The organism is Nocardioides okcheonensis, from assembly GCF_020991065.1.
Classification (GTDB): Bacteria; Actinomycetota; Actinomycetes; order Propionibacteriales; family Nocardioidaceae; genus Nocardioides; species Nocardioides okcheonensis.
Genome location: NZ_CP087710.1, coordinates 1,925,105 through 1,947,613, shown reverse-complemented (window position 1 = coordinate 1,947,613; position 22,509 = coordinate 1,925,105). Strand labels below are relative to the sequence as shown.

Annotated in this window: 21 protein-coding genes; 15 read left to right on the top strand and 6 right to left on the bottom strand. The window is 72.9% G+C overall.

Going from position 1 to position 22,509, the window contains the following annotated elements:
• Nucleotides 1-13: 13 nt before the first annotated feature.
• Genes LN652_RS09395 through LN652_RS09380 form a run of 4 tightly spaced genes read left to right on the top strand, consistent with a single transcriptional unit; the run spans nt 14 to nt 4,300 of the window.
• The gene (locus tag LN652_RS09395) at nt 14-805 is read left to right on the top strand and encodes an SDR family NAD(P)-dependent oxidoreductase (RefSeq protein ID WP_230444401.1); all 792 of its coding nucleotides are present in this window, start codon (nt 14-16) and stop codon (nt 803-805) included.
• A 10-nt stretch (nt 806-815) separates the two neighbouring features.
• Nucleotides 816-2,393, top strand: a complete 1,578-nt coding sequence (locus tag LN652_RS09390) for an acyl-CoA synthetase (protein WP_230444400.1) — start codon at nt 816-818, stop codon at nt 2,391-2,393.
• Nucleotides 2,394-2,432: 39 nt separating this feature from the next.
• Complete coding sequence (locus tag LN652_RS09385; protein WP_230444399.1) at nt 2,433-3,800, top strand: GntP family permease; 1,368 nt, start codon at nt 2,433-2,435, stop codon at nt 3,798-3,800.
• Complete coding sequence (locus LN652_RS09380; protein ID WP_230444398.1) at nt 3,797-4,300, top strand: gluconokinase; 504 nt, start codon at nt 3,797-3,799, stop codon at nt 4,298-4,300. The genes LN652_RS09385 and LN652_RS09380 overlap by 4 nt, the downstream gene beginning before the upstream one ends.
• Here the strand turns inward: LN652_RS09380 and LN652_RS09375 are convergent.
• Together LN652_RS09375 and LN652_RS09370 are read right to left on the bottom strand one after the other, a co-directional pair.
• Nucleotides 4,293-4,778 carry a TspO/MBR family protein gene (locus LN652_RS09375; RefSeq protein WP_230444397.1) on the bottom strand — a complete coding sequence of 162 codons (486 nt, stop codon included), beginning with the start codon at nt 4,776-4,778 and terminating at the stop codon, nt 4,293-4,295. The genes LN652_RS09380 and LN652_RS09375 overlap by 8 nt on opposite strands.
• A gap of 34 nt (nt 4,779-4,812) precedes the next feature.
• Nucleotides 4,813-6,381, bottom strand: a complete 1,569-nt coding sequence (locus LN652_RS09370) for a bifunctional NAD(P)/FAD-dependent oxidoreductase/class I SAM-dependent methyltransferase (RefSeq protein WP_230444396.1) — start codon at nt 6,379-6,381, stop codon at nt 4,813-4,815.
• A 67-nt stretch (nt 6,382-6,448) separates the two neighbouring features.
• On the opposite strand from LN652_RS09370, the gene LN652_RS09365 reads away from it, so the two are divergent.
• From LN652_RS09365 to LN652_RS09350, 4 genes are read left to right on the top strand one after another with little or no spacing between them, the layout of a single operon-like run.
• Nucleotides 6,449-7,009, top strand: a complete 561-nt coding sequence (locus LN652_RS09365; RefSeq protein ID WP_230444395.1) for a helix-turn-helix domain-containing protein — start codon at nt 6,449-6,451, stop codon at nt 7,007-7,009.
• Nucleotides 7,010-7,051: 42 nt separating this feature from the next.
• Nucleotides 7,052-7,264 carry a hypervirulence associated TUDOR domain-containing protein gene (locus LN652_RS09360; RefSeq protein WP_230444394.1) on the top strand — a complete coding sequence of 71 codons (213 nt, stop codon included), beginning with the start codon at nt 7,052-7,054 and terminating at the stop codon, nt 7,262-7,264.
• A gap of 24 nt (nt 7,265-7,288) precedes the next feature.
• The gene (locus LN652_RS09355; protein ID WP_230444393.1) at nt 7,289-8,764 is read left to right on the top strand and encodes a cryptochrome/photolyase family protein; all 1,476 of its coding nucleotides are present in this window, start codon (nt 7,289-7,291) and stop codon (nt 8,762-8,764) included.
• A 59-nt stretch (nt 8,765-8,823) separates the two neighbouring features.
• Nucleotides 8,824-9,507 carry an AIM24 family protein gene (locus tag LN652_RS09350; RefSeq protein ID WP_230444392.1) on the top strand — a complete coding sequence of 228 codons (684 nt, stop codon included), beginning with the start codon at nt 8,824-8,826 and terminating at the stop codon, nt 9,505-9,507.
• 138 nt (nt 9,508-9,645) lie between these two features.
• Here the strand turns inward: LN652_RS09350 and LN652_RS09345 are convergent, their stop codons facing one another.
• A complete protein-coding gene (locus LN652_RS09345; protein ID WP_230444391.1) occupies nt 9,646-10,809 on the bottom strand; it encodes an endonuclease in 1,164 nt (387 codons plus the stop codon).
• 239 nt (nt 10,810-11,048) lie between these two features.
• Here LN652_RS09345 and LN652_RS09340 point away from each other — a divergent pair, with 239 nt between their 5' ends.
• The 5 genes from LN652_RS09340 to LN652_RS09320 are packed head-to-tail and all read left to right on the top strand — an operon-like array spanning nt 11,049 to nt 16,654.
• Nucleotides 11,049-14,441, top strand: a complete 3,393-nt coding sequence (locus LN652_RS09340; protein ID WP_230444390.1) for a sensor histidine kinase — start codon at nt 11,049-11,051, stop codon at nt 14,439-14,441.
• Entirely contained in the window at nt 14,438-14,875 is a 438-nt protein-coding gene (locus LN652_RS09335) for a roadblock/LC7 domain-containing protein (RefSeq protein ID WP_211730549.1), read from the top strand. Before LN652_RS09340 ends, LN652_RS09335 begins: the two co-directional genes overlap by 4 nt.
• A 14-nt stretch (nt 14,876-14,889) precedes the next feature.
• A complete protein-coding gene (locus LN652_RS09330) occupies nt 14,890-15,258 on the top strand; it encodes a DUF742 domain-containing protein (protein ID WP_230444389.1) in 369 nt (122 codons plus the stop codon).
• On the top strand, nt 15,239-15,835 hold the full coding sequence (locus LN652_RS09325) for a GTP-binding protein (protein ID WP_230444388.1): 597 nt from the start codon (nt 15,239-15,241) through the stop codon (nt 15,833-15,835). The genes LN652_RS09330 and LN652_RS09325 overlap by 20 nt, the downstream gene beginning before the upstream one ends.
• A 3-nt stretch (nt 15,836-15,838) precedes the next feature.
• Complete coding sequence (locus LN652_RS09320) at nt 15,839-16,654, top strand: ABC transporter substrate-binding protein (protein ID WP_230444387.1); 816 nt, start codon at nt 15,839-15,841, stop codon at nt 16,652-16,654.
• Nucleotides 16,655-16,720: 66 nt separating this feature from the next.
• On the opposite strand, the gene LN652_RS09315 is transcribed toward LN652_RS09320, so the two are convergent.
• Nucleotides 16,721-17,917 carry a calcium:proton antiporter gene (locus tag LN652_RS09315; RefSeq protein ID WP_230444386.1) on the bottom strand — a complete coding sequence of 399 codons (1,197 nt, stop codon included), beginning with the start codon at nt 17,915-17,917 and terminating at the stop codon, nt 16,721-16,723.
• Nucleotides 17,918-17,953: 36 nt separating this feature from the next.
• Nucleotides 17,954-18,967 (bottom strand): GTP pyrophosphokinase, encoded by a 1,014-nt coding sequence (locus LN652_RS09310; protein WP_329958477.1) that lies wholly within the window; start codon nt 18,965-18,967, stop codon nt 17,954-17,956.
• Between the two features lie 83 nt (nt 18,968-19,050).
• On the opposite strand from LN652_RS09310, the gene LN652_RS09305 reads away from it, so the two are divergent.
• Complete coding sequence (locus LN652_RS09305) at nt 19,051-19,656, top strand: hypothetical protein (protein ID WP_230444385.1); 606 nt, start codon at nt 19,051-19,053, stop codon at nt 19,654-19,656.
• Nucleotides 19,657-19,681: 25 nt separating this feature from the next.
• On the opposite strand, the gene LN652_RS09300 is transcribed toward LN652_RS09305, so the two are convergent.
• Nucleotides 19,682-21,076: a phosphodiester glycosidase family protein gene (locus LN652_RS09300; RefSeq protein WP_230444384.1), complete on the bottom strand. Its 1,395-nt coding sequence runs from the start codon at nt 21,074-21,076 to the stop codon at nt 19,682-19,684.
• 90 nt (nt 21,077-21,166) lie between these two features.
• Between LN652_RS09300 and LN652_RS09295 the strand changes: the two genes are divergently transcribed.
• On the top strand, nt 21,167-22,393 hold the full coding sequence (locus tag LN652_RS09295; protein WP_230444383.1) for a site-specific DNA-methyltransferase: 1,227 nt from the start codon (nt 21,167-21,169) through the stop codon (nt 22,391-22,393).
• The last annotated feature ends 116 nt before the right edge of the window (nt 22,394-22,509 follow it).

Sequence of the window (22,509 nt, the reverse complement as noted above, 5' to 3'; positions counted from 1 at the left end):
CCGAGGAGGGCGTATGAGCGGGATCGACCTGACCGGACGCGTGGCACTGGTGACCGGAGGCGCCCAGGGGCTGGGCGAGGGCATGGCCCGAGCGCTCGCCGCGGCCGGGGCGAGGGTGATGGTGGCCGACGTCAACGAGGCGGGCGCCGAGGTCGCGTCGAGCCTGGGCGACGGCCACGCGTTCGCCCGCCTCGACGTCACCGACGACGCCGGGTGGGAGGCGACCACGGCCGACTGCGTCGCGCGGCTCGGCGGCCTCGACGTCCTCGTCAACAACGCGGGCGTCGAGATCAGCAGCCTGATCACCGAGGTGCGGACCGAGGACATCCGCACCATGCTCGACGTCAACGTCCTCGGCACGGCGCTCGGCCTCAAGCACGGCCTGCGCACCATGCGCCCGGGCGGGGCGGCGGGGAAGGGCGGCTCGATCATCAACATCGCGTCGGTCGCCGCGACCATCGCCTTCCCCGCGATCGCGATCTACTCCGGCACCAAGTCCGCCGTGGACCGGATGACCCGCGTCGCGGCGATGGAGTCCGGCAAGCTCGGCTACGGCGTCCGGGTCAACTGCATCTACCCCGGCCTGGTCCCGACCGCGATGGGCGCCGGCCTCGCCAACGACATGGCCGAGCTCGGGCTCTACGCCAGCCCGGAGGAGGCCGTCGGGGCGGTCGTCGAGCTGACGCCGTCGGGTCGGCTCGGCGAGGTCGAGGACATGGCCGACGCCGTGGCGTTCCTCGCCTCCGACCAGTCTCGCTTCGTCAACGGCGCCGGCCTCCCGGTCGACGGGGGCATGGGGATGTGAGGGGACGGCGATGCGCCTCCACGACTACCTCGACAAGGGCGCGTCCCTCGGCCCCGACCGCCCCTGCCTGACCACCGACGGCGCCTCGACGTCGTACGCCGAGGTGGTGGCGTCGTCGTACGCCCTCGCGGCAGCGCTGCTCGCCCGCGGCCTCGGCGAGGGCGGCCGGGTCGCGATCGTGTCGGCCAACGACCCCGTCGCCTTCACCTGCGTGTTCGGCATCAGCCGGGCCGGAGGGGTCTGGTGCCCGGTCAACCCACGCAACGAGGCCGCGGAGAACCGTGAGCTGCTCGCGCTCTTCGGCGCCGAGGTGGTGCTCTACCAGTCCGGGTACGCCCCGCTGGTCGCCGCGATCCGCGACGACCTGCCCGACGTGCACACGTGGGTGTGCCTCGACGGACCGGACGGCGGCTCGCTGACGTTCGACGAGCTCCTCGCCGCGGGCGCGGACCGCGAGGTGCCGGCGCTGCCCCTGCGCCCCGGACCCGACGAGCTGGCGATGCTCGTCGGCACCGGCGGCACCACCGGCCGGCCCAAGGGCGTGATGCTCACGCCGACCAACCTCGAGACGATGACCGCGCTGACGCTGCTCGGCTACCCGTTCGACGGGCGGCCGGTCTACCTCGCGCTCGCGCCGCTGACCCACGCCGCGGGCGTGCTGTGCTTCCCGGTCCTCTCGCTCGGCGGCGAGGTCGTGATCATGCGCGCGCCCGACGTCGGGAGGTTCCTGCGGCTCGTCGAGGAGCACGGCGTGACGCACACCTTCCTGCCGCCGACCCTGGTCTACATGGTCCTCGCGCACCCGGACCTCGACGCGACGGACCTCACCAGCCTGCAGTGCTTCTGGTACGGCGCGGCGCCGATGTCGGCGGCGCGGCTCGAGGAGGCGCTCACCCGCATCGGCCCGGTGATGGCCCAGCTGTTCGGCCAGACCGAGGCGCCCATGATGATCTCGGTGATGCCGCCGGCCGACCACTTCCGCGCCGACGGCTCGGTCGCGACCGAGCGGCTGTCCAGCGCCGGCCGGCCCTCGCCCCTCGTCCAGGTCGCGATCCTCGACGAGCAGGACCAGCCGGTCGCGGCGGGGGAGCGCGGCGAGATCTGCGCCCGCTCGTCGCTGGTGATGGCGGGCTACTGGCGCGACCCCGCCACCACCGCCACGACCCTGCGCAACGGCTGGCTGCACACCGGCGACATCGGGTTCCTCGACGACGACGGCTTCCTCCACATCGTCGACCGGGCCAAGGACATGATCATCAGCGGCGGCTTCAACGTGTACTCCACCGAGGTCGAGCAGGCCGTGCTCGCCCACGAGGCCGTCCAGGACTGCGCGGTCGTCGGGCTCCCGGACGAGAAGTGGGGCGAGCGCGTGGTCGCTGTCGTCCAGGCCCAGCCCGGCGCGAGCCTCGACGCGGCCGCGCTGACGGGCTTCGTCAAGGAGCGCATCGGGTCGGTCAAGGCGCCGAAGGAGGTGCACGTCTGGGCGGACCTGCCGCGCTCGAAGGTGGGCAAGGTCCTCAAGACCGAGATCAAGGCCGTCCTGGCCGGGCGCGACCACCCCGACGGCGGTGGGGGTGGCGCCACCTAGGGTGTTCCGAACCCACCTCGGAGGTATCTCGTGGATCCCATGACCCCCGTCCACGGCTCGGGCACCCTGCTGCTCATCGCCGCGGTCGCCGTCGCCGCCCTGCTCGTGCTGATCATCGCGCTGCGCATGCACGCCTTCGTGGCGCTGGTGCTGATCAGCCTGGCGACCGCCGTCGTGGCCGGGGTGCCGGTCGCCGACGTCCCCACCGTCGCGATAGCGGCCTTCGGCTCGACCCTGGGCTCGGTCGCCCTGCTCGTCGGTCTCGGCGTGATGATCGGCCGGATCCTGGAGGTGACCGGCGGCGCGCAGGTGCTGGCCGACACCCTGGTCAGCCGGTTCGGCGAGAAGCGCGCGCCGCTCGCGCTCGGCGTCGCGGCCCTGCTCTTCGGCCTGCCGATCTTCTTCGACGCCGGCCTCGTCGTCTTCCTGCCGATCATCTTCTCGGTCGCCAAGCGGTTCGGCGGCTCGGTGCTGATGTACGCCCTGCCCGCTGCCGGCGCGTTCGCGGCGATGCACGCGATCGTCCCGCCGCACCCCGGCCCGGTCACCGCCGCCACCGAGATCGGCGCCAGCATCGGCCTCACGCTCCTCGTCGGCGTGGTCGCCGCGGTGGTCGCGTGGTTCGTCGGCGTCTACGCCGTGACGCTGGGCGCGCTCGGCAAGGTGCACGTCCCGATCGACGACTCGGTGCTCACCGGCGGGCGCGAGGCCGACGCCGAGAACCGCCCGTCCTTCGGGCACGTGCTCGGGATCCTGCTGCTGCCGCTGGTGCTGATCGGCGCCAACACGGTCCTCACGACGCTGCGCGCCAATGGGTCGATCGACGCCGAGGGTGGGCTGGTCGACACGTTCGTCTTCATCGGCCAGACGCCGGTCGCGCTCCTCATCGCGCTGCTCGTCGCGACGTACACCCTCGCCGTGCGGCACCACTCGCGCACCGAGGTGGAGACGCTGCTCAACGACGCGCTCGGCCCGATCTGCGCGATCATCCTGATCACCGGCGCGGGCGGCATGTTCGGCGGTGTGCTGCGCTACAGCGGCATCGGCGACGCGCTGTCCGACTCGCTGGCCGACCTCGGGCTGCCGCTGGTCGTGTCCGCGTTCGTCATCGCCACCATCCTGCGCGTGGCGCAGGGCTCGGCGACGGTGGCGCTCACCACGACGGCCGGGTTGATCTCCGCCGGTGTCGCGGACGCCGACCCGTCCTCGCTCCAGCTGGTCGCGCTCGTGCTCGCGATCGCGGCCGGTGCGACCGTCCTGTCGCACGTCAACGACTCGGGCTTCTGGCTGGTCAGCCGGTTCTTCGGGATGGACGTCACGACCACGCTCAAGACCTGGACGGTGCTGGAGACCACGCTGGGCCTGAGCATCTTCGTGCTCGCGCTCGGCGTGTGGGCGGTCGGATGACGACCCACCACCTGGTCTTCATGGGCGTGTCGGGCTCCGGCAAGTCGACCGTGGCGCGGGCGGTGCAGGAGCGACTGGGCTGGGACTTCGCCGAGGGCGACGACTTCCACCCGCCGGCCAACGTCGCCAAGATGGCGGCCGGCACGCCGCTCACCGACGTCGACCGCTGGGGCTGGCTGGAGTCGCTCGCCGACTGGACCGCCGAGCGCGACGCGCGCGACGAGCCGACCATCATCACCTGCAGCGCGCTGCGCGTGGCCTACCGCGACGTGCTGCGACGCGGGGGAGACGGCACCTTCTTCGTGCACTGCACCGGCGACAAGCACCTCGTCCTGCAGCGGATGAACGCCCGCGACCACTTCATGCCGCCAAGCCTGCTGGAGTCCCAGCTCGACACCCTCGAGCCGCTGCGGGCCGACGAGCACGGCATGGACGTCGACCCCGCGCTGCCGGTCGACCGGCTCGCGGCGATGGTGCTGGCGCGGCTCGACCTCAGTTGAGGACGACGATCCCGGCGTTGAGGGCGGTCGCGAAGCAGACCCACGCGAGGTAGGGCACCAGCAGCCACGCCGCCACCCGCGAGCGCCGCCACGACCAGGCGATGAGCAGCGCCACGGACGCGGCCAGGAACAGGATCTCGACCAGTGCGACGGTGTAGAGGTCGGCTGCGAAGAACAGCGGCGTCCACGCGAGGTTGAGCAGCAGCTGGGCGGTCCACAGCCACATCACCCGGTCCCACCCGCCGGCACGCCACAGCAGCCAGCCGGCCACGCCGATCATCAGGTAGAGCACCGACCACACCGGGCCGAAGAGCCACGACGGCGGGGCGTACGGCGGCAGGTCGAGCGCGCGGTAGGTCGCCTGCGACCCGCCGGCCGCGAGGCCGCCGATCCCCGCCACGGCCGTCACCGCGACGAGGAAGGGGACCACGGTCCACCAGGTGCGGGCGGGGGGAAGGGCGACGTCCCGAGTGCTCATGGCTCCAGTGTGCCGGGGCCGCCGCCGTCACCGATCACCCCTTGCGGCGGGCTCGCAGGGTCGCGTCGACGATCTCGATCTCCTCGCCGGTCTCGGGGTGCGCCTGGGTGCGGGGGCGCGACTCGCACACCTCGACCTCCCAGTCGTCGTCGAGCGCCGGGAGCAGCTGGTCGGCGGTGTGCATGAACGACACGTGCCCGTGCCGCAGGCCGGAGTGCAGGTCGCTCGGGGCGTGGCCGACCACCAGCAGCGTCCCCCCGGGGGCGACCGCGCCGGCGAGGCGGCGTACGACGTCGACCATGCCGCCGTCGGGCAGGTGCACGAAGTGGGCGGTGACGAGGTCCCAGGTCTCGCCGTCGGGCTCGAAGGTGCGGACGTCGAGCAGCCGGGTCTCCACGCGGGTGCCGACGCCGGCCTCCTCGGCGTGCGCGGCCACCCGCTCCAGCGCTGCCTCGGCGAAGTCGGACGCGGTGACCTGCCAGCCGCGCCGGGCCAGCCAGAGCGCGTCGCCGCCCTCGCCGCACCCGACGTCGAGCGCCCGGCCCGGCTCGAGGTCGGCGGCCTCGGCGGCGAGCTGGACGTTGACCCTGCCGCTCCAGACCCGGTCGCCGGAGTAGCGCTCCTCCCACGCGGGCCGCTCGAACATCGACGCCCGTCGCTCGGCGACCGCCGCGGCGGCGTCCTCGCCGGCGAGCTCGGCGTTGATCCAGGCGCCGACGCGGGTGCCGTGGGCGGCGGAGGCGACGAGGATCATCGAGACGTCGGTGATGTTGCCGGCCGCGAAGACTCCGGGCACCGACGTGGCGCCGTTCGGCTCGACGGCCAGGACCGAGCCGAACGTGGTGCCGTTCATCTCGAACGGCACGGGGTCGATGCCGAGCGGGGCGAGGTAGTCGGCGCGCGCGTGGACCTGCGACGCCACGACGATCGCGTCGCGCTCGAGGACGGAGCCGTCGGCCAGCCGCAGGCCGACCAGGTCGTCGCCGTCGACGACGACCTCCTGCGGGGTGCCGTGCACGAGCCGCACGCCGATCGCGCCCATCTTCTCCGCCTCGTCGTCGGGCAGCTCGACGCCGTCGTGGACGACCATCACCACGTCGTCGGAGAGCTGGCGGAAGAGCAGTCCCTGGTGTCCTGCCATCGGGGTGGTGGCGAGGACGGCGATCCGCCGGTCGCGGACCTCCCAGCCGTGGCAGTAGGGGCAGTGCAGGACGTCGCGGCCCCAGCGCCCGGCCAGCCCGGGCACGTCGGGCAGGTCGTCCACCACGCCACCGGCGACCAGGATCCGTCGCGCGGTGACCCGGCGTCCGCCCGCGGTGGTGACGAGGAAGTCGCCGGCCTCGCCGGAGAGCCCGACCACGCGGTCGGACAGCACCTCGACGCCGTACTGCGCGACCTCGTCGCGGCCGATGCGCAGCAGCTCGAGCGGGCTCACGCCCTCGCGGCCGAGGTAGTTGTGGGCGTGGGCGGCAGGGGCGTTGCGCGGCTCGCCGGCGTCGACGACCAGCACCGAGCGGCGCGAGCGCCCCAGCGCCATCGCCCCGCTCAGCCCGGCCGCGCCGCCACCGATGACCACCACGTCGTACGTCGGGTTCTCCGTCATGTGCACCACTGTGGGGCGTTCGTGCGATATTGACAAACATTCTTGCTTTAATGGCAAACTGGGCGGCATGGACGACGACGGCGTGCTGCGCAACGTGGGCCCGCGGCTGCGCCAGCTGCGGCTGGAGCGGGAGGCGACCCTGACCGACCTCGCCGAGGAGACCGGCATCTCGGTCAGCACGCTCTCGCGCCTGGAGTCCGGGCAGCGCAAGCCGACCCTCGAGCTGCTGCTGCCGCTGGCGCGAGCCCACCGGGTCGCCCTCGACGAGCTCGTCGACGCCCCGGAGACCGGCGACCCGCGGGTGCGCTCGAAGCCGATGGTGCGCCACGGGCGCACCTTCATCTCGCTGACCCGGCGACCCGGCGGCCTGCAGTCGTTCAAGATGGTGATGCCGGTCGACGACGTGCCGGCGCCCACCCTGCGCACCCACGAGGGCTACGAGTGGCTCTACGTCCTGAGCGGGCGCGTCCGGCTCGTCCTCGGCACCCGCGACCTGACCCTCGAGCCGGGGGAGGTCGTCGAGTTCGACACCCGCACGCCCCACTGGATCGGCAACCCCGGCCCGACCCCGGCCGAGGTCCTGGCGATCTTCGGGCCGCAGGGCGAGCGGATGCACGTCCGGTCCTGAGGGGTGGTCTGGCCGTCGGTGCCGCGTGGCACCGTGGTCGTCATGGCGATCCGCACCGGCACCGACGTGAAGTGGAAGTGGGGCTCCTCGTGGGCCGAGGGCACCGTGAAGGAGGTCCACCACGAGGAGGTCTCCCGCACGACCAAGGGGGAGAAGGTGACCCGCAAGGGCAACGACGACGACCCGGCCTACGTCATCGAGCAGGAGGACGGCACCACGGTCCTCAAGCTCCAGAGCGAGGTCCAGCGCGCCTGAGGGCGCCTGCCTAGGCTGACCGGCATGACCACCCGCTGGCTGTTCGGCGACCAGCTCGGGCCGCACTTCACCGACGACCACCGCGGCCCGCTGCTGCTGGTCGAGTCGCGCGCGGTGTTCCGCCGGCGCCGGTTCCACCGCGCCAAGGCCCACCTCGTGCTGAGCGCGATGCGGCACCGCGCGGCCGAGTTCGGCGACCGGATGACCTACGTCCGCGCCGAGACCTACGGCGAGGTGGTGCGGGAGGTCGAGGGCGACGTCGAGGTCGTGCACCCCACGTCGTACGCCGCCCTCGGGCTGGTCGAGCGGCTCGGCGCGGGCGTCCTGCCGCCGCGCGGCTTCGCCACCGCCCGCGACGACTTCGAGCGCTGGGCCGGGGGCCGCGGCGCGAAGCGGCTGCTCATGGAGGACTTCTACCGCCGCGCGCGGCTCGCCCACGGGGTGCTGCTCGACGACGGCGAGCCGGCCGGGGGGAGGTGGAACTTCGACCACGACAACCGCGAGCCCCCGCCGAAGGGTGCGGTCTCGCTCGGCGTCAGCGACCCGTGGTGGCCCACCGAGGACGACGTCGACGCCGAGGTCCGCGACGACCTCGACCGCTGGGAGCGGGACGAGGGCATCGAGACGATCGGCCGCGACGGCCCGCGCCGCTTCCCGGCCACCCGGCGCGAGGCGCTGGCGGCGCTCGACCACTTCGTCGAGCACCGGCTGCCGCACTTCGGCGCCCACGAGGACGCGATCCTCGAGGGCGATCCGTGGATGGCCCACAGCCTGGTCAGCGCCCCGCTCAACCTCGGCCTGCTCGACCCGCTGGAGGTCGTCGAGCGCGCGGAGGAGGCGTACCGCTCCGGCGCCGCCCCGATCGCGGGCGTCGAGGGCTTCGTGCGCCAGGTGCTCGGGTGGCGCGACTACGTCTGGCACCTCTACTGGCACCAGGGCGACGACTACCGCCGGGAGAACGCACTGCGCGCGACCGAGCGGATGCCGCAGTGGTTCGCCGACCTCGACGGCGCCGCCACCGACGCGCGCTGCCTGTCGCACACCCTCGACCAGGTCGCCGAGCACGGCTGGGTCCACCACATCCCGCGGCTGATGCTGCTCGGGTCGTACGCGCTGCAGCGCGGCTGGGCGCCGACCCAGGTCACCGACTGGTTCCACCGCGCCTTCGTCGACGGCTACGACTGGGTGATGGTGCCCAACGTGGTGGGCATGTCGCAGCACGCCGACGGCGGGGTGATGGCCACCAAGCCGTACACGTCCGGCGGCGCCTACATCAACAAGATGTCGGACCACTGCGGCTCGTGCCGCTTCGACCCCAAGGTCCGGGTGGGCGAGGACGCCTGCCCGTTCAGCGCGGGCTACTGGTGGTTCCTCGACCGGCACCGCGAGCAGCTCGCCGGCAACCACCGGATGTCGCGGGCGCTCACCGGGCTCGACCGGCTCTCCGACCTCGCCGAGGTGGTCGCGCAGGAGGACGCGCGCGGCAACCGGGCTCCCTGAGCCTCACTAGGCTCGGCGTCGAGCGCGGCCGACGGGGCCGCCACCGACGAGGGGACACCATGCGTAGCGAGCTGTTCGACCAGGCCAACCAGGAGAGCACCACCACCGAGCGGTTCAGCCTCCACCACCGCAAGACGCTGCGGGCCGTGCTGGGCGAGCCGGTGCTCGCCGCGAAGGGCGCGATGGTCGCCTACCAGGGCCAGGTCACCTTCGAGCACAAGTCGGCCGGCTCGATCGGCAAGATGATGCGGCGCCTGGTGACCTCCGAGGACACCCCCCTGATGACCGTGTCCGGGCAGGGCGAGGTGTTCTTCGCCGACACCGCCAAGGACATCTTCCTCGTCGCGCTCGAGGGCGACGGCCTGTCGGTCAACGGCACCGCGCTGCTCGCGATGGACGCGACGCTCGACTACGACGTCCACCGGGTCAAGGGCGCCGGGATGATGAGCGGCGGCATGTTCAACACCCTGATCCAGGGCCACGGCACGGTCGCGCTCACCAGCGACGGCCAGCCGCTGATCCTCGACTGCTCGCAGACCCCGACCTACGTCGACATCAACGCCGCGGTCTGCTGGTCGGCCAACCTGGTGCCGCAGGTCGTCAGCTCGATGAACATGCGCTCGATGCTGCGCGGCGGCACCGGCGAGGCGTTCCAGTACGCCTTCTCCGGCCCCGGCTTCGTCGTGGTGCAGCCCTCCGAGGGCCCGGTCGTGCCGCCGCACAGCCACGGGTCCGGCAGCTGACGCGGCGTGGGGCGGGCGCTCGCTCGCGCCCGCCCCACGGCGTACTCCGCACCCGGGGTTCGTGCTTCGCACCCGAGATCGCGGGTGCGAAGAACGAAGGTCCCCGGATATCCGGGGACTCCGGGTCCAGTCCGACCGTCAGTTCCAGATGGCGGCGGCCCACTCCGGGTGGTCGATGAACGGGTTCCGGTTGCCCTGCCAGCGGGTGTAGATCCGGTCGTTGCGGCGCAGCTCGAAGGCGTCGACCGGGTCGGCCGAGTTCCAGGCGAGGAGGGTCTCGAGGTCACCGATCTGCGAGGACGAGCTGCCGACGGTCGAGCTCATCTCGAGGTCGTTGAAGCCGTCGCCGCCCTCGTAGCGGATCGCCATGTAGAACAGCATGCGCGCCACGTCGCCCTTGACCGCGTCGCGCGGCTCGAAGGAGTCGCCGTCGGTCCAGCAGTCGGTGCAGCCCGAGACGGCCGAGCCGCCGTTGTCGAAGTCCTTGTTGCCGCGGGTGGAGTTGACGGTGACGTCCTCGGGGCGCAGGTGGTGCAGGTCGGTGCCGGGGCCCGCGCTGGTGGTGAACCCGCCGCGCGACTGGGCCCACACGTGCTCACGGTTCCACTGCCCGGACCCGCCGCCGTTGTTGGTCTTGGCGATCGAGCGGCCCGTGTAGAGCTCGATGACGTTGCTGGTGTTGTTCGGGTCCTGGTCGGTGTCCTGCAGCGCGGTCCACACCTGGTCGTAGGAGAGCGTCGTGTTGCCGTCGATGATGCCGTGCAGGGCGGTGCGGAGCGCGCTGCCCGTCTTGCCGATCGCGGGGGCGTAGTAGGTGCCGTCGTACGGGCCGGAGCCGCCGGTCGGCGGTGGGTCGGTGGGCGTGGTGCCACCGGCGAGCGCGAAGGCGGAGGTGCTGGTCATGCCCGGGTGGGAGAAGTACGCCGCGAGCGCCCCCGTCACGTCGACCTGCTTGCCCAGCAGCGACGGGTTCGACCTCAGGCCCCACTGGGAGCGGAACGCGGAGGGCACCTGGACGTAGAGCATCGCCGAGGTGCTGGTCTGCGAGGCGGAGTCGGCGATGGCGATGGCGTAGTCGCTGGGGAAGCCCGAGCGGACGACGGTGCTGGTCGCGGTCGGCTGCCCGACGACGTAGCCGCGGACGGTCTGCGAGGCGCCGGTCTGCTGGCCGATCGCCTGGCTGACGGTGAGCGGGGTGGCCGCCCGGGCCGGCGATGACATCGCCGACGGCAGGACGAGCAGGACGAGGGTGGTCACGAGGGCGGCCGCGAGCGACCGACCCTTCCCGAGATGGAGAGTCATGGCCGGGAGCCTGCCGCAACTCCGGCCGACGCGGAAGGGGCAGCGGGTGCTCGCCACCCGCTCGTCAGGCCCCGGTCGCCGGTCGGTCACCCCGGCGTCTTGAGGGAGCGCATACACCTTCGAGACACAGTTCTGTGAAAACGCCACGGAATGTCGCCCAGATCCCTACGTTGGGTTTGCTCCGGTCCAGACCGAAGCGCCGTTTCTTCGTCGAATCGCTCACGTATCGCGAGGCACACATGACTCAGGATGCAGCCAAGACCCGTCAGGGTGCGGCCAGCACGGTCGCTGGCTGGCCACTGCGCCGCAAGATCGCGCTCGCCCTGGCGATCCCGCTGCTGCTCGCCGCCCTCCTCGGTGGCCTGCGGGTCCAGAACGACGTCGCGGACTCGCGCAACGCCGCGAGCAGTGCCAACCAGGTGACGATCATCCAGCCGGCCGTCGACTACCTGACCGCTGCCGAGACCGCGATGGTCGCCGCGCAGTCCGACAGCGCGGCCAGCCAGGGCGACCTGATCGACGCCATCAGCGACATCTCCGCCAACGCCGACGCGCTCACCCAGGCCCGCGACGGCGCCGACCTCACCGACCTCCAGTCGGCCCACGTCAGCGCCCTCCTCGACCTCAGCCAGGCGATGCGGGACGAGGGCGCCGAGAACCTCGGCCCCGCCACCTGGATCGCCCTGGTGCGTCAGCTCGAGTCGAGCGTCTCGCAGCTGATCACCAGCGTGAACGCCGCCCAGGACACCCCGGAGCCGCGCCTGGAGCAGCTCTCCCAGACGATGAGCGGCCGGCTCTCGCTCGCGATGCAGCAGGGCCTGCTCGCCACGACGCTGTCCCAGTCGAGCTCGCAGGAGCTCTTCTCGGAGGTCGGCGTGGAGGCGGCGGCCATCGACCGTCTCGCCGGATCGGTCACCGGCGCCGAGGCGCAGACCGCCGAGCTGCGGACGCAGAACACCCGCCACGCCGGCCAGATCCGCGACGACGCCGCCACCAACCTCGACGGCCGCGACGCCTACGCGCCCTACGACCAGATCACCCAGAAGCTCCTCAAGGGCGTCACCGCCTCGCTCAACGAGGCCGCGTCGGACGCCCGCCGCAACGCCATCCTCGGCGCCGCGCTGGTCCTGCTGGCGCTCGCCGTCGCGGTGGCGATCGCCCTCTACATCGCCCGCAGCCTCCTCGACCCGATCGGCCGGGTCCGCGAGGGCGCGCTCGCCGTCGCGCGGCACCGCCTGCCCGACGCCGTCGCCCGGATCCGCGCCGGCCAGGAGCCGGAGCCGATCAGGACGATCGACGTCACGACCAACGAGGAGATCGGCCAGGTCGCCCGCGCGGTCGACGACCTCCACCGCCAGGCCATCCACCTCGCCTCGGGCGAGGCCCAGCTCCGCCAGACGGTCAACGCGATGTTCGTGACCCTCTCGCGCCGGTCGAACTCGCTGGTCAACCAGCAGCTCGCCCAGATCGAGCGCCTCGAGCACGACGAGGAGGACCCCAAGCGCCTCGAGTCGCTGTTCCGCCTCGACCACCTCGCCTCGCGCATGCGTCGTACGGCCGACTCGCTGCTGATCCTCGCCGACGCCCCGAACCGGGCCGCCGGGTCCTTCAGCCTGACCATCGGCGAGGCCCTCCAGGCCGCGACGTCCGGCGTGCAGGACTACCAGCGCGTGCAGATCCTGTCGCACCTCACCACCCGGGTCGGCGAGGACGCCGCCGCGGACCTGGTCCACCTGCTCACCGAGCTGGTCGACAACGCGCTCACCTACTCCCCGCCGACCGAGCCGGTGCGGCTCGCCGCCAAGCTCCAGGGCGAGGGCGTCGCGATCACCATCACCGACTCCGGCCTCGGCGTGCCGCCGGCCGAGCTCGAGCAGCTCAACCGCGACCTCGCCCACGGTGCCGAGGCGACGCCCGACACGGCCCGTCGGATGGGTCTGTTCGTGGTGTCGCGCCTCGCCGAGCGCCACGGCATCGTCGCCACCCTCGACCGCAACCCCGGTGGCGGCATGACGGCGACCGTCGCGCTGCCGGCCTCGGTGCTGCCGGACCTGCCGCAGGTGGCCGCGGCGCCGGCACAGGCCGCCGAGTCGCTCGAGTCGCCGGTCCGCCTGCCCGAGCCGGAGACCGTCGAGGCGCCGACCGTGCCGACCGAGCCGAAGCGCAGCAGCCGTACGCTCAGCCGCGCCGAGCGCGCCGAGGCGAAGGCCGAGGCGCGGGCCGCCGCGAAGGCGGAGAAGGCCGCGCGGTCCGAGAAGCCGGAGGCGCCCGCGAAGGCGGAGCCGCCGGCAGCCACGACCGTGCCGGCGGAGGCATCGACGTCCGCGCCGGTCGCCGCCGAGACGGTCCTCGGCTCGGAGCCGACGCCGGACCGCCCGCCGCTGGAGAGCCTGCTGCCGCGCCGCGAGCCGGGCGCCAACATGCCCCGCACCGGAGCCGACGCGTTCCTGCCGCCGGAGACCTCCGGCGCCACCGGACCGCTCTTCGGCAAGCGCTCCACGCCCAGCACGCCCACGTCCGAGCCGGCCTCCGACGCCGTCCGCCAGGACGGCGCCGAGGCCGCCGAGCCCGCGGCCGTGACCGAGGCCGACACGACGCCCGAGAAGGTCGCCCCGGTCGTGCCGATCACCGCGCTCGCCTCGCGGCAGCGCGCCCAGGCCGAGGAGGCCCGGGTCACGACGTCCGAGGTCGAGACGGAGCCCGAGGCCGAGGTCCACGCCGAGGTCGAGCCCGAGGTCGAGCTCGCGGTGAGCGACGAGGTCGCGCCCGTCCGGACCCCGGACCCGCTGACCGACCCGCTCCCCGAGGAGCCGGTGGCCGAGGAGCCGGTGGTCGACGAGCCGGTGGTCGACGAGCCGGTGGCCGCGGAGCCGGTGGTCGAGGAGCCCGTCGCCGACGAGCCCGTCGCCGACGAGCCCGTGGCCGAGCAGCCCGTGGCCCGCGTGGACGACGACGTCGAGGTCGACGCGGCGGACCCGCTGGGTCTCGACACCCCGCGTGCGCCGGTCGCTGTCGAGCCCGAGCCCGTCGCCGTCGAGCCGGAGCCCGAGCCGGAGCCGGTCGCCGTCGAGCCCGAGCCGGAGCCCGAGCCGGTCGCCGTCGAGCCGGAGCCCGAGCCGGAGCCCGTCGTCTTCGAGCCGGAGCCCCAGCCCGTCGCCGTCGAGCCCGAGCCCGAGCCCGAGCGCGAGCTGGCTGCGTTCGCCCTCAACGGCGCGCTGCCGACCCGTACGCCCGGTGCCGCCGCGGAGATCAACCGCGACATGCCCGGCCTGCCGGGCGGCTCCGCGGAGCCGGTCCGGGCGGGCGGCGACTCGCCGATCTTCAAGTCGATGCGGTCGGGCTGGCTGACCGGCGACGCCACCCAGATCCACGAGACCGAGGTCGACCGCGGGTGGGAGATCGCCGAGCACGTGGCCGAGGAGGTCCCGGCGCCGGCGTCGACGCCCAGCGGACTTCCGCGACGTGCCCCCGGAGAGCGCCTGGTGCCGGGTAGCGTGACCCCGCCCACAGCCGCCAAGACGCGTGACCCCGAAGCCATCCGGCGTCGGCTCCAGGCCCACACCGCAGGCGTGTCCCGCGGACGACGAGCAGCCCAAAGTTCCCCCCAGCACACGGAAGCAGGCCCCGCATGAGCTACGAATCCTCCGCCGCCGTTCCCAGCGCCACCGCTGCGGACGACCGCGACCTCGACTGGGTGATGTCGCGATTCGTCGAGGAAGTCCCCGACGCCGCGCACGCGATCCTGGTCTCCGCCGACGGCCTCCTCATGGCCTCGAGCACGAGCATCCCCGGTGAGCGCGCCGAGCAGGTCGCGGCCGTCTCGTCCGGTCTGGCGAGCCTCGCGGTCGGTGCCGCGCGCCTGTTCGAGGGCGGCTCGGTCATGCAGACCATCGTCGAGATGGAGATGGGCTTCCTGATGCTGATGAGCGTCGGTGACGGGTCGAACCTGACCGTGCTCACCACCGAGGAGGCCGACATCGGCCAGGTGGGCTACGAGATGGCCCTCCTCGTGGACCGTGTGGGACGTACCGTCGAGGCCCAGGCCCGCGTCGGTACGGGCGGCTGACCGGAGCTCCGGGCATGACGCCGCCAGTCGAGCCGGAGGACGAGGGCTACCGCCCCCGGCTGATCCGGTCGTACACGATCACCGCCGGGCGGACGGCCACTGCCGTCGACCTGCCCATGGAGGCCACGCTGCGCCTCCAGGCCGGTGCGGAGGCGCCCGTCCTCACTCCTTCCGCCGCGCAGGTCCTCGAGGTCTGCGACCGCAAGTCCGTCGCCGAGGTGTCGGCGCTGACCAAGATGCCGATCGGCGTCACCCGGGTGCTGCTGGGTGACCTGATCGAGCAGGGCCTGGTCCGTATCCAGGCCACCATCACCGAGAAGACGTCGACAGATGAGCGTCTCGAGCTCATCGAAAGGACCCTCCGTGGACTTCGAAACTACTAAGGCACAGCGAGCGGCTGCGTCGACGAAGATCGTCATCGCAGGCGGCTTCGGCGTCGGCAAGTCGACGCTCGTCGGCGCCGTCTCGGAGATCGACCCGCTGCGCACCGAGGCACTCGTGACCAACGAGTCCGAGGGCGTCGACGACCTCGCCGCCGTGCCGACCAAGGCGACCACGACCGTCGCCATGGACTTCGGCCGCCTGACGCTGGCGGAGGACCTGGTCCTCTACCTGTTCGGCACGCCCGGCCAGCGTCGCTTCTGGTTCATGTGGGACGACCTGTGCCGCGGCGCCATCGGCGCCATCGTGCTGGTCGACGTCGCGCGCCTCGACGAGTCGTTCTCGCCGCTGGACTACTTCGAGTCCAAGGGCATCCCGTTCATCGTCGCGGTCAACGAGTTCGACGGCGTCCCGCGCTACCCCGCCTCGGAGATCGCGGCCGCCCTCGCGCTGCCGCCCGAGGTGCCGATCATCAGCCTCGACGCCCGCGACCGCGAGCAGGCCAAGGGCGCGCTCGTGAAGATCACCGAATACGCCCTCATGCGACTGCGCGAGTCGCTCACCGTGAATGCGAACTGACCCATGACCCGCACCTCCGCCCGTCCCGGGCCCCTCCGTGTCGCGGCCGCCGCCCTCTCGGCGATGGCCCTGATGTCCACGCTGAGCGCGTGCGGCGGCAGCGCCAACGGCGAGTCCGCCGACGCCCTCAGCAGCGTCGACCTGGTCTTCGACGGTGTGCTGACCGTCTGCACCGACAGCCCGTACCAGCCCTTCGTCTACGAGGAGAAGGGCAAGCTGGTGGGCTTCGACGTCGACCTGGGGCAGGCCGTCGCCGACGCCCTGGAGGTCGACATCGACGTCGTCGACGTGTCCTTCGACGACATCACGTCGGGCGACGCGCTCAACAACGACGTCTGCGACGTCGCGATCTCCGCGATGACCATCACCGGCGACCGGGCCCGCGTGCTCGACTTCTCCAGCCCCTACTTCGACGCCAAGCAGGCCCTCATCACGCCGCGCGGCTCGGGGCTCGACCAGCTCGACGAGCTGGCCGGCAAGCGGGTGGGCGTGCAGAAGGACACCACCGGCGAGACCTACATCAGCGACTTCGCGCCGGAGAGCACCCTGGTCACGGCCTACGACGACGCCGCCGGGCTGCAGGCTGCCCTCGCTGCCGGCGAGCTGGACGCGGCGGTGCTCGACAACACCGTGTCGGGCCAGTTCGTCAAGGACAACCCGCGGCTCAAGCTCGCCAAGGAGTTCGAGACCGGCGAGCAGTACGGCATGGCGGTGAAGAAGGACGGCAACATCCCGCTCCTGCGCACCATCAACGGCACCCTCGCCGACCTCCGCGAGGACGGCACCTACGACAAGATCTTCGCCTCGTACTTCGGCTGACAGCCAGCCTCCAGCACGGCCCGGCAGGTCACCCTGCCGGGCCGTGCTGCGTCGTGGCGGGCGCCGTCAGGGCGCGATGGTGAGGAACAGGAAGGCCGCCAGCAGCACCAGGTGCACCCCGCCCTGGAGGGGCTTGGCGCGGCCGGGGACGACGGTGAGGATCGCGACCGCGGCGGTCAGCAGCAGCAGCACCGTCTGGAGCTGGTTGAGCCCGAGCTCGAGCGGGCCGTCCAGCCAGATGCTGGCCACGGCGATCGCGGGGATGGTCAGGCCGATGGAGGCCATGGCCGAGCCCAGGGCCAGGTTGAGGCTGACCTGCACGCGCTCGCGGGCGGCCGCGCGCACGGCGGCGATCGACTCCGGGGCGAGGACCAGCAGCGCGATGACCACGCCGACGACGGCCTGCGGGAAGCCCAGGGCGGCGACGCCCGACTCGATCGCCGGGGACTCGACCTTGGCCAGGCCGACGACCGCGACCAGCGAGACGACCAGCAGCCCGAGGCTGGCCAGTGCCGCACGGTCGGTGGGCGGGTCGGCGTGGCCGTCCTCGTCGAGGTCGACCGGCTCGTGCTCGTAGCCGCCGGCACGCTCCTGGCGCGCGGTCTCGCGGGCGTCCTCGCGGTCCTCGGCGGCCGCGACGGCCTCCGCCTTGGTGGCGACCATCGGGACGTACTGCCCGGGCGCGACCGGCAGGAAGAAGTCGCGGTGCCGGATGGTCTGGGTGAAGACGAACATGCCGTAGAGGGCCAGCGAGGCGATCGCCGCGAAGGCGAGCTGGGCGCCGGTGAACTCCGGGCCGGGCTGCGAGGTGGTGACCGACGGGACCACGAGGCACAGGACGGCCAGGGCGATCACCGTGGCCAGCGCGGCGCCGGTCCCCTCGGGGTTGAAGACGGCGAGGTGGTGCTTGAGGGCACCCACCAGCAGCGAGATGCCGACGATGCCGTTGACGGTGATCATGACCGCGGCGAACACGGTGTCGCGGGCGAGGCCCGACGCGTCCTTGTCGGAGGTGACCATCAAGGTGACGATCAGCCCGACCTCGATGATCGTGACCGCGACGGCGAGCACGAGGGAGCCGTACGGTTCACCGACCCGGTGCGCGACGACCTCGGCGTGGTGGACCGCGGCCAGGACCGCGCCGACGAGCAGGAGCGCGAGCACCCCGAGGACCAGGCTGCTCTCGGGATGGGCGAACCACGCGGGCACCAGGGCCACGATGGCCAGGACGGGGGCAACGGTGGTCCACGACGGCCGGGTCATGGGGCCAACCCTAGGCGGCGATCCTGAGCGGGCCTCTCAGTTCTCAGGGGTGGAGAGCCGCTCGAGCCGGGCCCGCAGCTTGGGGACGCGGTGGCTGTTGCCCTCGAGGGTGACGTACTGCTCGCCGAAGATGGCGAGCAGCGCGTCGTCGAGGCGGCGCACGGCTCCGGCGGGGTAGCGGTAGCCCATCCGCCGGATCACGGCGTCGGCGTCGACCGACGTCAGCAGGTCGGCGAGGTCGTCGACGGTGTCGATGCCGAGCTGGGCGAGCAGGTCGGCGATCCAGTCGTAGTGGTCGGTGTGGGACCAGCCGGCGTCGCTGTAGTGCCCGGCCAGGAAGGTGGCGAGCTCCTGGCCGACGATGTGGTCGGCCTCGGGCTCCGCGTGGCTGCCCGGGGCGGCCGCCTGGATCCGCTCGCGGATCGTGGCGAACTCCTGGTCGGCGAGCTCGATCAGGCCGGCGGCGAGGGTGAAGCGCCGGTCGAGGTCGGCCGCCGCCTCCTCCGGCACGTTGCCCTTGTAGCGGATGTCGTGCTCGAACTCGGCCCACGCGTGCTGGAGCACGGTGCGGACCTGGACGCTCGCGCGGTGCCCGCCCAGGTCGCGGTGCGCCTCGTCGTCCTCGCGGACCCGGACCAGGAGGTGGCGGCTGGCGTAGCCGAAGCGGCCCGAGCGGGCGGTCTCGGCGCCGAGGTCGCGGTCGTCGATCATCTCGAGCTCGTCGGCCAGCAGGTCGGCGACGGCGGCCACGTCGTGGTGCACGTAGGTGATCACCCGGACGCCGATCTGGTCGGTGATCTGGGTGAGCGGCTCCGGGTAGAGCGGGTGCCCGTCGGCGCCGCGGTTGGCCTTCGCGGCGAACGACGCGACGCTCTTGGTGCGGCCGGTGACGCTGAGGTAGTCGATGCCGGCGTCGTCGAGGAGCGTGCGCACGAGCGTGACGTAGCCCGCGGTGGCCGCGACCAGCTGCGGCTGGAGGGCGGCGTACGCGCGCACCGCCTCGCGGACGGGCTCGGTCTCACGCTCGGCCACGGGCTCGGTCTCGGGCATGCGCCCAGCCTGCCAGTGTCGCGGGCGCCGCGTCGACGCGCCTGCCGGGGGAGCCTGAGGCCGGCCGCTAACGTCTGACCACCATGACGACCTCACTGCGCCGCTCGGGCGCCCGCACCCGGACCCTCGCCGCCCTCGTCTCGGGCGTCGCCCTCACCGCGGCCCTCGCCGGCTGCGGCTCGGACGACGGCGGCGACACCGCCACCGACCCGGCCGGCTCGTCGAGCCCGTCGACCAGCGAGTCCCCGAGCGAGACCCCGAGCGAGACGCCGAGCGAGACCCCCAGCGAGTCGTCGTCGGAGCCGGCCACCCCGGTCGCCGAGCCGATCGACGTACGCGGGTCGGCCGGCGCCACGGAGGCCGTGCTGCTCACCGGCACCGACGCCGGCGGCCAGGCCTCCGACCTGGCGTTCGCGCTCGACACCGACCAGGCCCGCGCCGACTTCGTGTCCCAGCTCGACCCCGCCTTCGGCGCCGTGGTCAGCCAGACGGCGGCCGACCAGCAGGCCGCCGCCTCCGGGGCGACGACCTACGGCGCGGTCGCCGGCGTGGGCTGCGAGCGGCCGCGGCAGGTCGCGATCGAGCCCGGCGAGGCCGGCTTCCAGGTGGTGGCCAAGCTGCCCAAGGGCAACATCGAGTGCTTCGCGGCGATGACCTTCGTGATCGTCTTCACCGTCCCCGACGCCTGAGCGGGCCCGTCCCCGGGCCCCGGGATCAGGCCGGCGGCGGCGTCGTGGGCGGGACGGTCGGGGTGGGCGTCGGGGTCACCGGCGTGATCGGCACGACGGGCGGCAGCACGCCGTTGTAGAACACCCCGAAGGCGTTGGCCACGAGGCGCTCGTTGCCGTCGGACGGCTCGTTGATCAGCCCCATCGCGCCGGTCGCGCCACGGGTGTACATCGCCGAGGAGCCGCCGCCGTCGAAGTTGATCGCGTTCTCCGCACCGAGCGCGGTCATCATGTCCGCGAGCTCGACCATCGTGTAGCCGCGGCTCACCGCGGAGCGGCCGTCGACCACGAGGATCAGCAGCTTGCGGCCGTCGGCGTCGATGCCGACCGCCGTGCGCGGGTGGGCGATGGTGTTGTTGATGACGGTGCGGACGCCGTTGACGAGCAGGGGCCGGTCGCCGCTGACCGCGAGCGTCGGCTTGCCGCCGTCGAGGCGCTGGGCGAGGGTGAGCTTCTTGCCCTTCTTCAGGTTCTTGAGCTTGGCGGCCATCGGCCCGGTGCCGATCAGCACCCGCTCTTTCTTGTGGATCTTCTTGCCGCTCGACAGCTTCGGCCGGTTCGACACCACCCGGTTCTTGCGCAGCCACACCTCGCGCGCCCGCTTCTTGCCGGCCGTCACCTGGTAGCCCTCGGTGCGGTGCCAGTCGGAGTCGTAGACGCCGATCTCACCCGGCGTGATCGAGGGGTGGTTGAGGCCTGAGATCGCCCACGCCTTCCGCTGGCGCAGCTGGTACTGCAGGCTCAGCGGGCTGATGTGGGGGCCGTCCGCGTCGAACCACAGCGTCGAGTTCACGCCCGGGATCCAGCCGTCGCGGGAGCCGCCGAGCGTCCCGCGGTCGCGGTCGACGGTGATGCCCAGCGGCGCGTCGGTGCGGCCGATGTCGAAGAAGTCGCCGTTGACCGCGGCGAGGGCGCCGTTCCAGGCGCCGAACTCGCTCACCTTCTTGCGGCTGGTGACGTAGGTGGGGGAGAGCGACCCGAAGGTCACGTTGGGCGCGTCGAGGCTGACGCTGACCAGGTTCATCCGGACCTGGCCGACGGGCTGGCGGCCGTCGACCTGGTCCCACTCGCGCACCGTGATGCCGGGCGCGATCTCGTAGCTCACGTCGTTGGCCACCCGGGCCGCCTTGCCGCGCAGGTTGACCGGAGGGCCGACCAGCGTGCCGGGCTTGCCGTCGGAGGTCTGGTTGCGCCCGCGGTAGCCGCTGGTGCCGCCGCTCGTGAGGCCGTCGCGGGCCTGCGTGGAGGGCGCTCCGTCGCGGTCGTCGGCCATCGACGGGGCGACGCCGAGGCCGGCCAGGAGGACGCCGGCGGTGGCGGCCGTCAGTAGGCGGCTGCGGGTCGGCGGAGTGAGGACGGGGCGGCGCGAGAAGACAGGCACGCGCTCCAGAGTAAAGGACGGTGTGGTACTGGTGGGAATATTGGGACGAGGCATCCGTCCGGGCGCCCGGGACGCCCTAGGCTGCCGGACGTGCCCGACGCGCCGACCCCGCCCGACCCGGTCCGACCCGGCGACGTGTGGAACACGGTCGTCACGGGCGACAACCTCGACGTGCTGCCGCGCCTCGAGCCGGGCTCGGTGGACCTCGTCTACACCGACCCGCCCTACAACACCGGCAACGACTTCGCCTACGCCGACCGCTTCCGCGACACGGTCCGCGACTCCCCGCACGCCGACCCGTACGCCCGCCGCCACGCCGCGTGGACCGCGATGATGCGTCCACGGCTCGAGGCGGTGCGCGAGGTGCTGGCCCCGCACGGCGCGGTCTTCGTCAGCATCGACGACAACGAGGCCGCGCACCTGCGCCTGCTGATGGACGAGGTCTTCGGTGAGGCGAACTTCCTGGCCCAGGTGGTGGTCAACCTCAACCCCAAGGGCCGCCAGCTCGGGCGCGGGTTCGCGACCAGCCACGAGTACGTCCTGGCGTACGCGCGCGACCTCGCCCGGTGCGTGGTCGACGGGAGCTCGAGCGGCTCGGTCGACGAGGCCGACTTCCCGCACACGTCGGCCGACGGACGCCGCTTCCGCTACCTCCCGCTGCGCAACACCAACAAGAAGTTCAACCCGCTGACCGCCCCGACGCTGCACTACCCGCTGCACGGCGACCCGGTCACCGGCCGCGTCGCGACCGCGGCGTTCGAGGGCAGCCGCGAGCTGACCCCGGTCTTCGGCGACGGGCGGCCCGCGGTGTGGCGGTGGTCGCGCCCGCGGGTCGACGAGCGGCCCGACGACCTCGAGTGCCGGGTGATCCGCGGGCGCGGGGGCGAGCGCGCCGACATCTTCCAGCGCGACTGGCTGCACCGCGAGGGCGGGCGCCGCAAGAAGCTGCGCACCATCTGGCTGGCGGAGGAGATCGGGTCGACCGACACCGCGGTCGCCGAGCTCAAGGCGCTCGTCGGCCACGTCTTCGAGTCGCCCAAGCCCACCGGGCTGGTGCGGCGGATCCTGGAGACCGTGCCCGACGACGTGCTGGTGCTCGACCCGTTCGCCGGCAGCGGGACCACCGGTCACGCCGTCGCTCTCGCCAACCGCGCCGACGGCGGCCGCCGCCGCTGCGTGAGCATCAACTCCGCCGAGCCGACCCGCGAGGGCTCCAACGCCCGGCTCGCCGGGCTCCCCACGGTCGCCGACATCACCCGCGCCCGGCTCGCGGCGGTCGCCGAGCAGGTCGGCGGCGGGCTCGACGTCCTCGACTGACCGCCTCACCCCTCGGAGGTTGAGGTGCGAACCGCCCTCCCTTGGAGGTTGAGGTGCGAGCGGCATTCCTCGGAGGTTGAGGTGCGAGCGGCATTCCTCGGTGGTTGAGGTGCGAG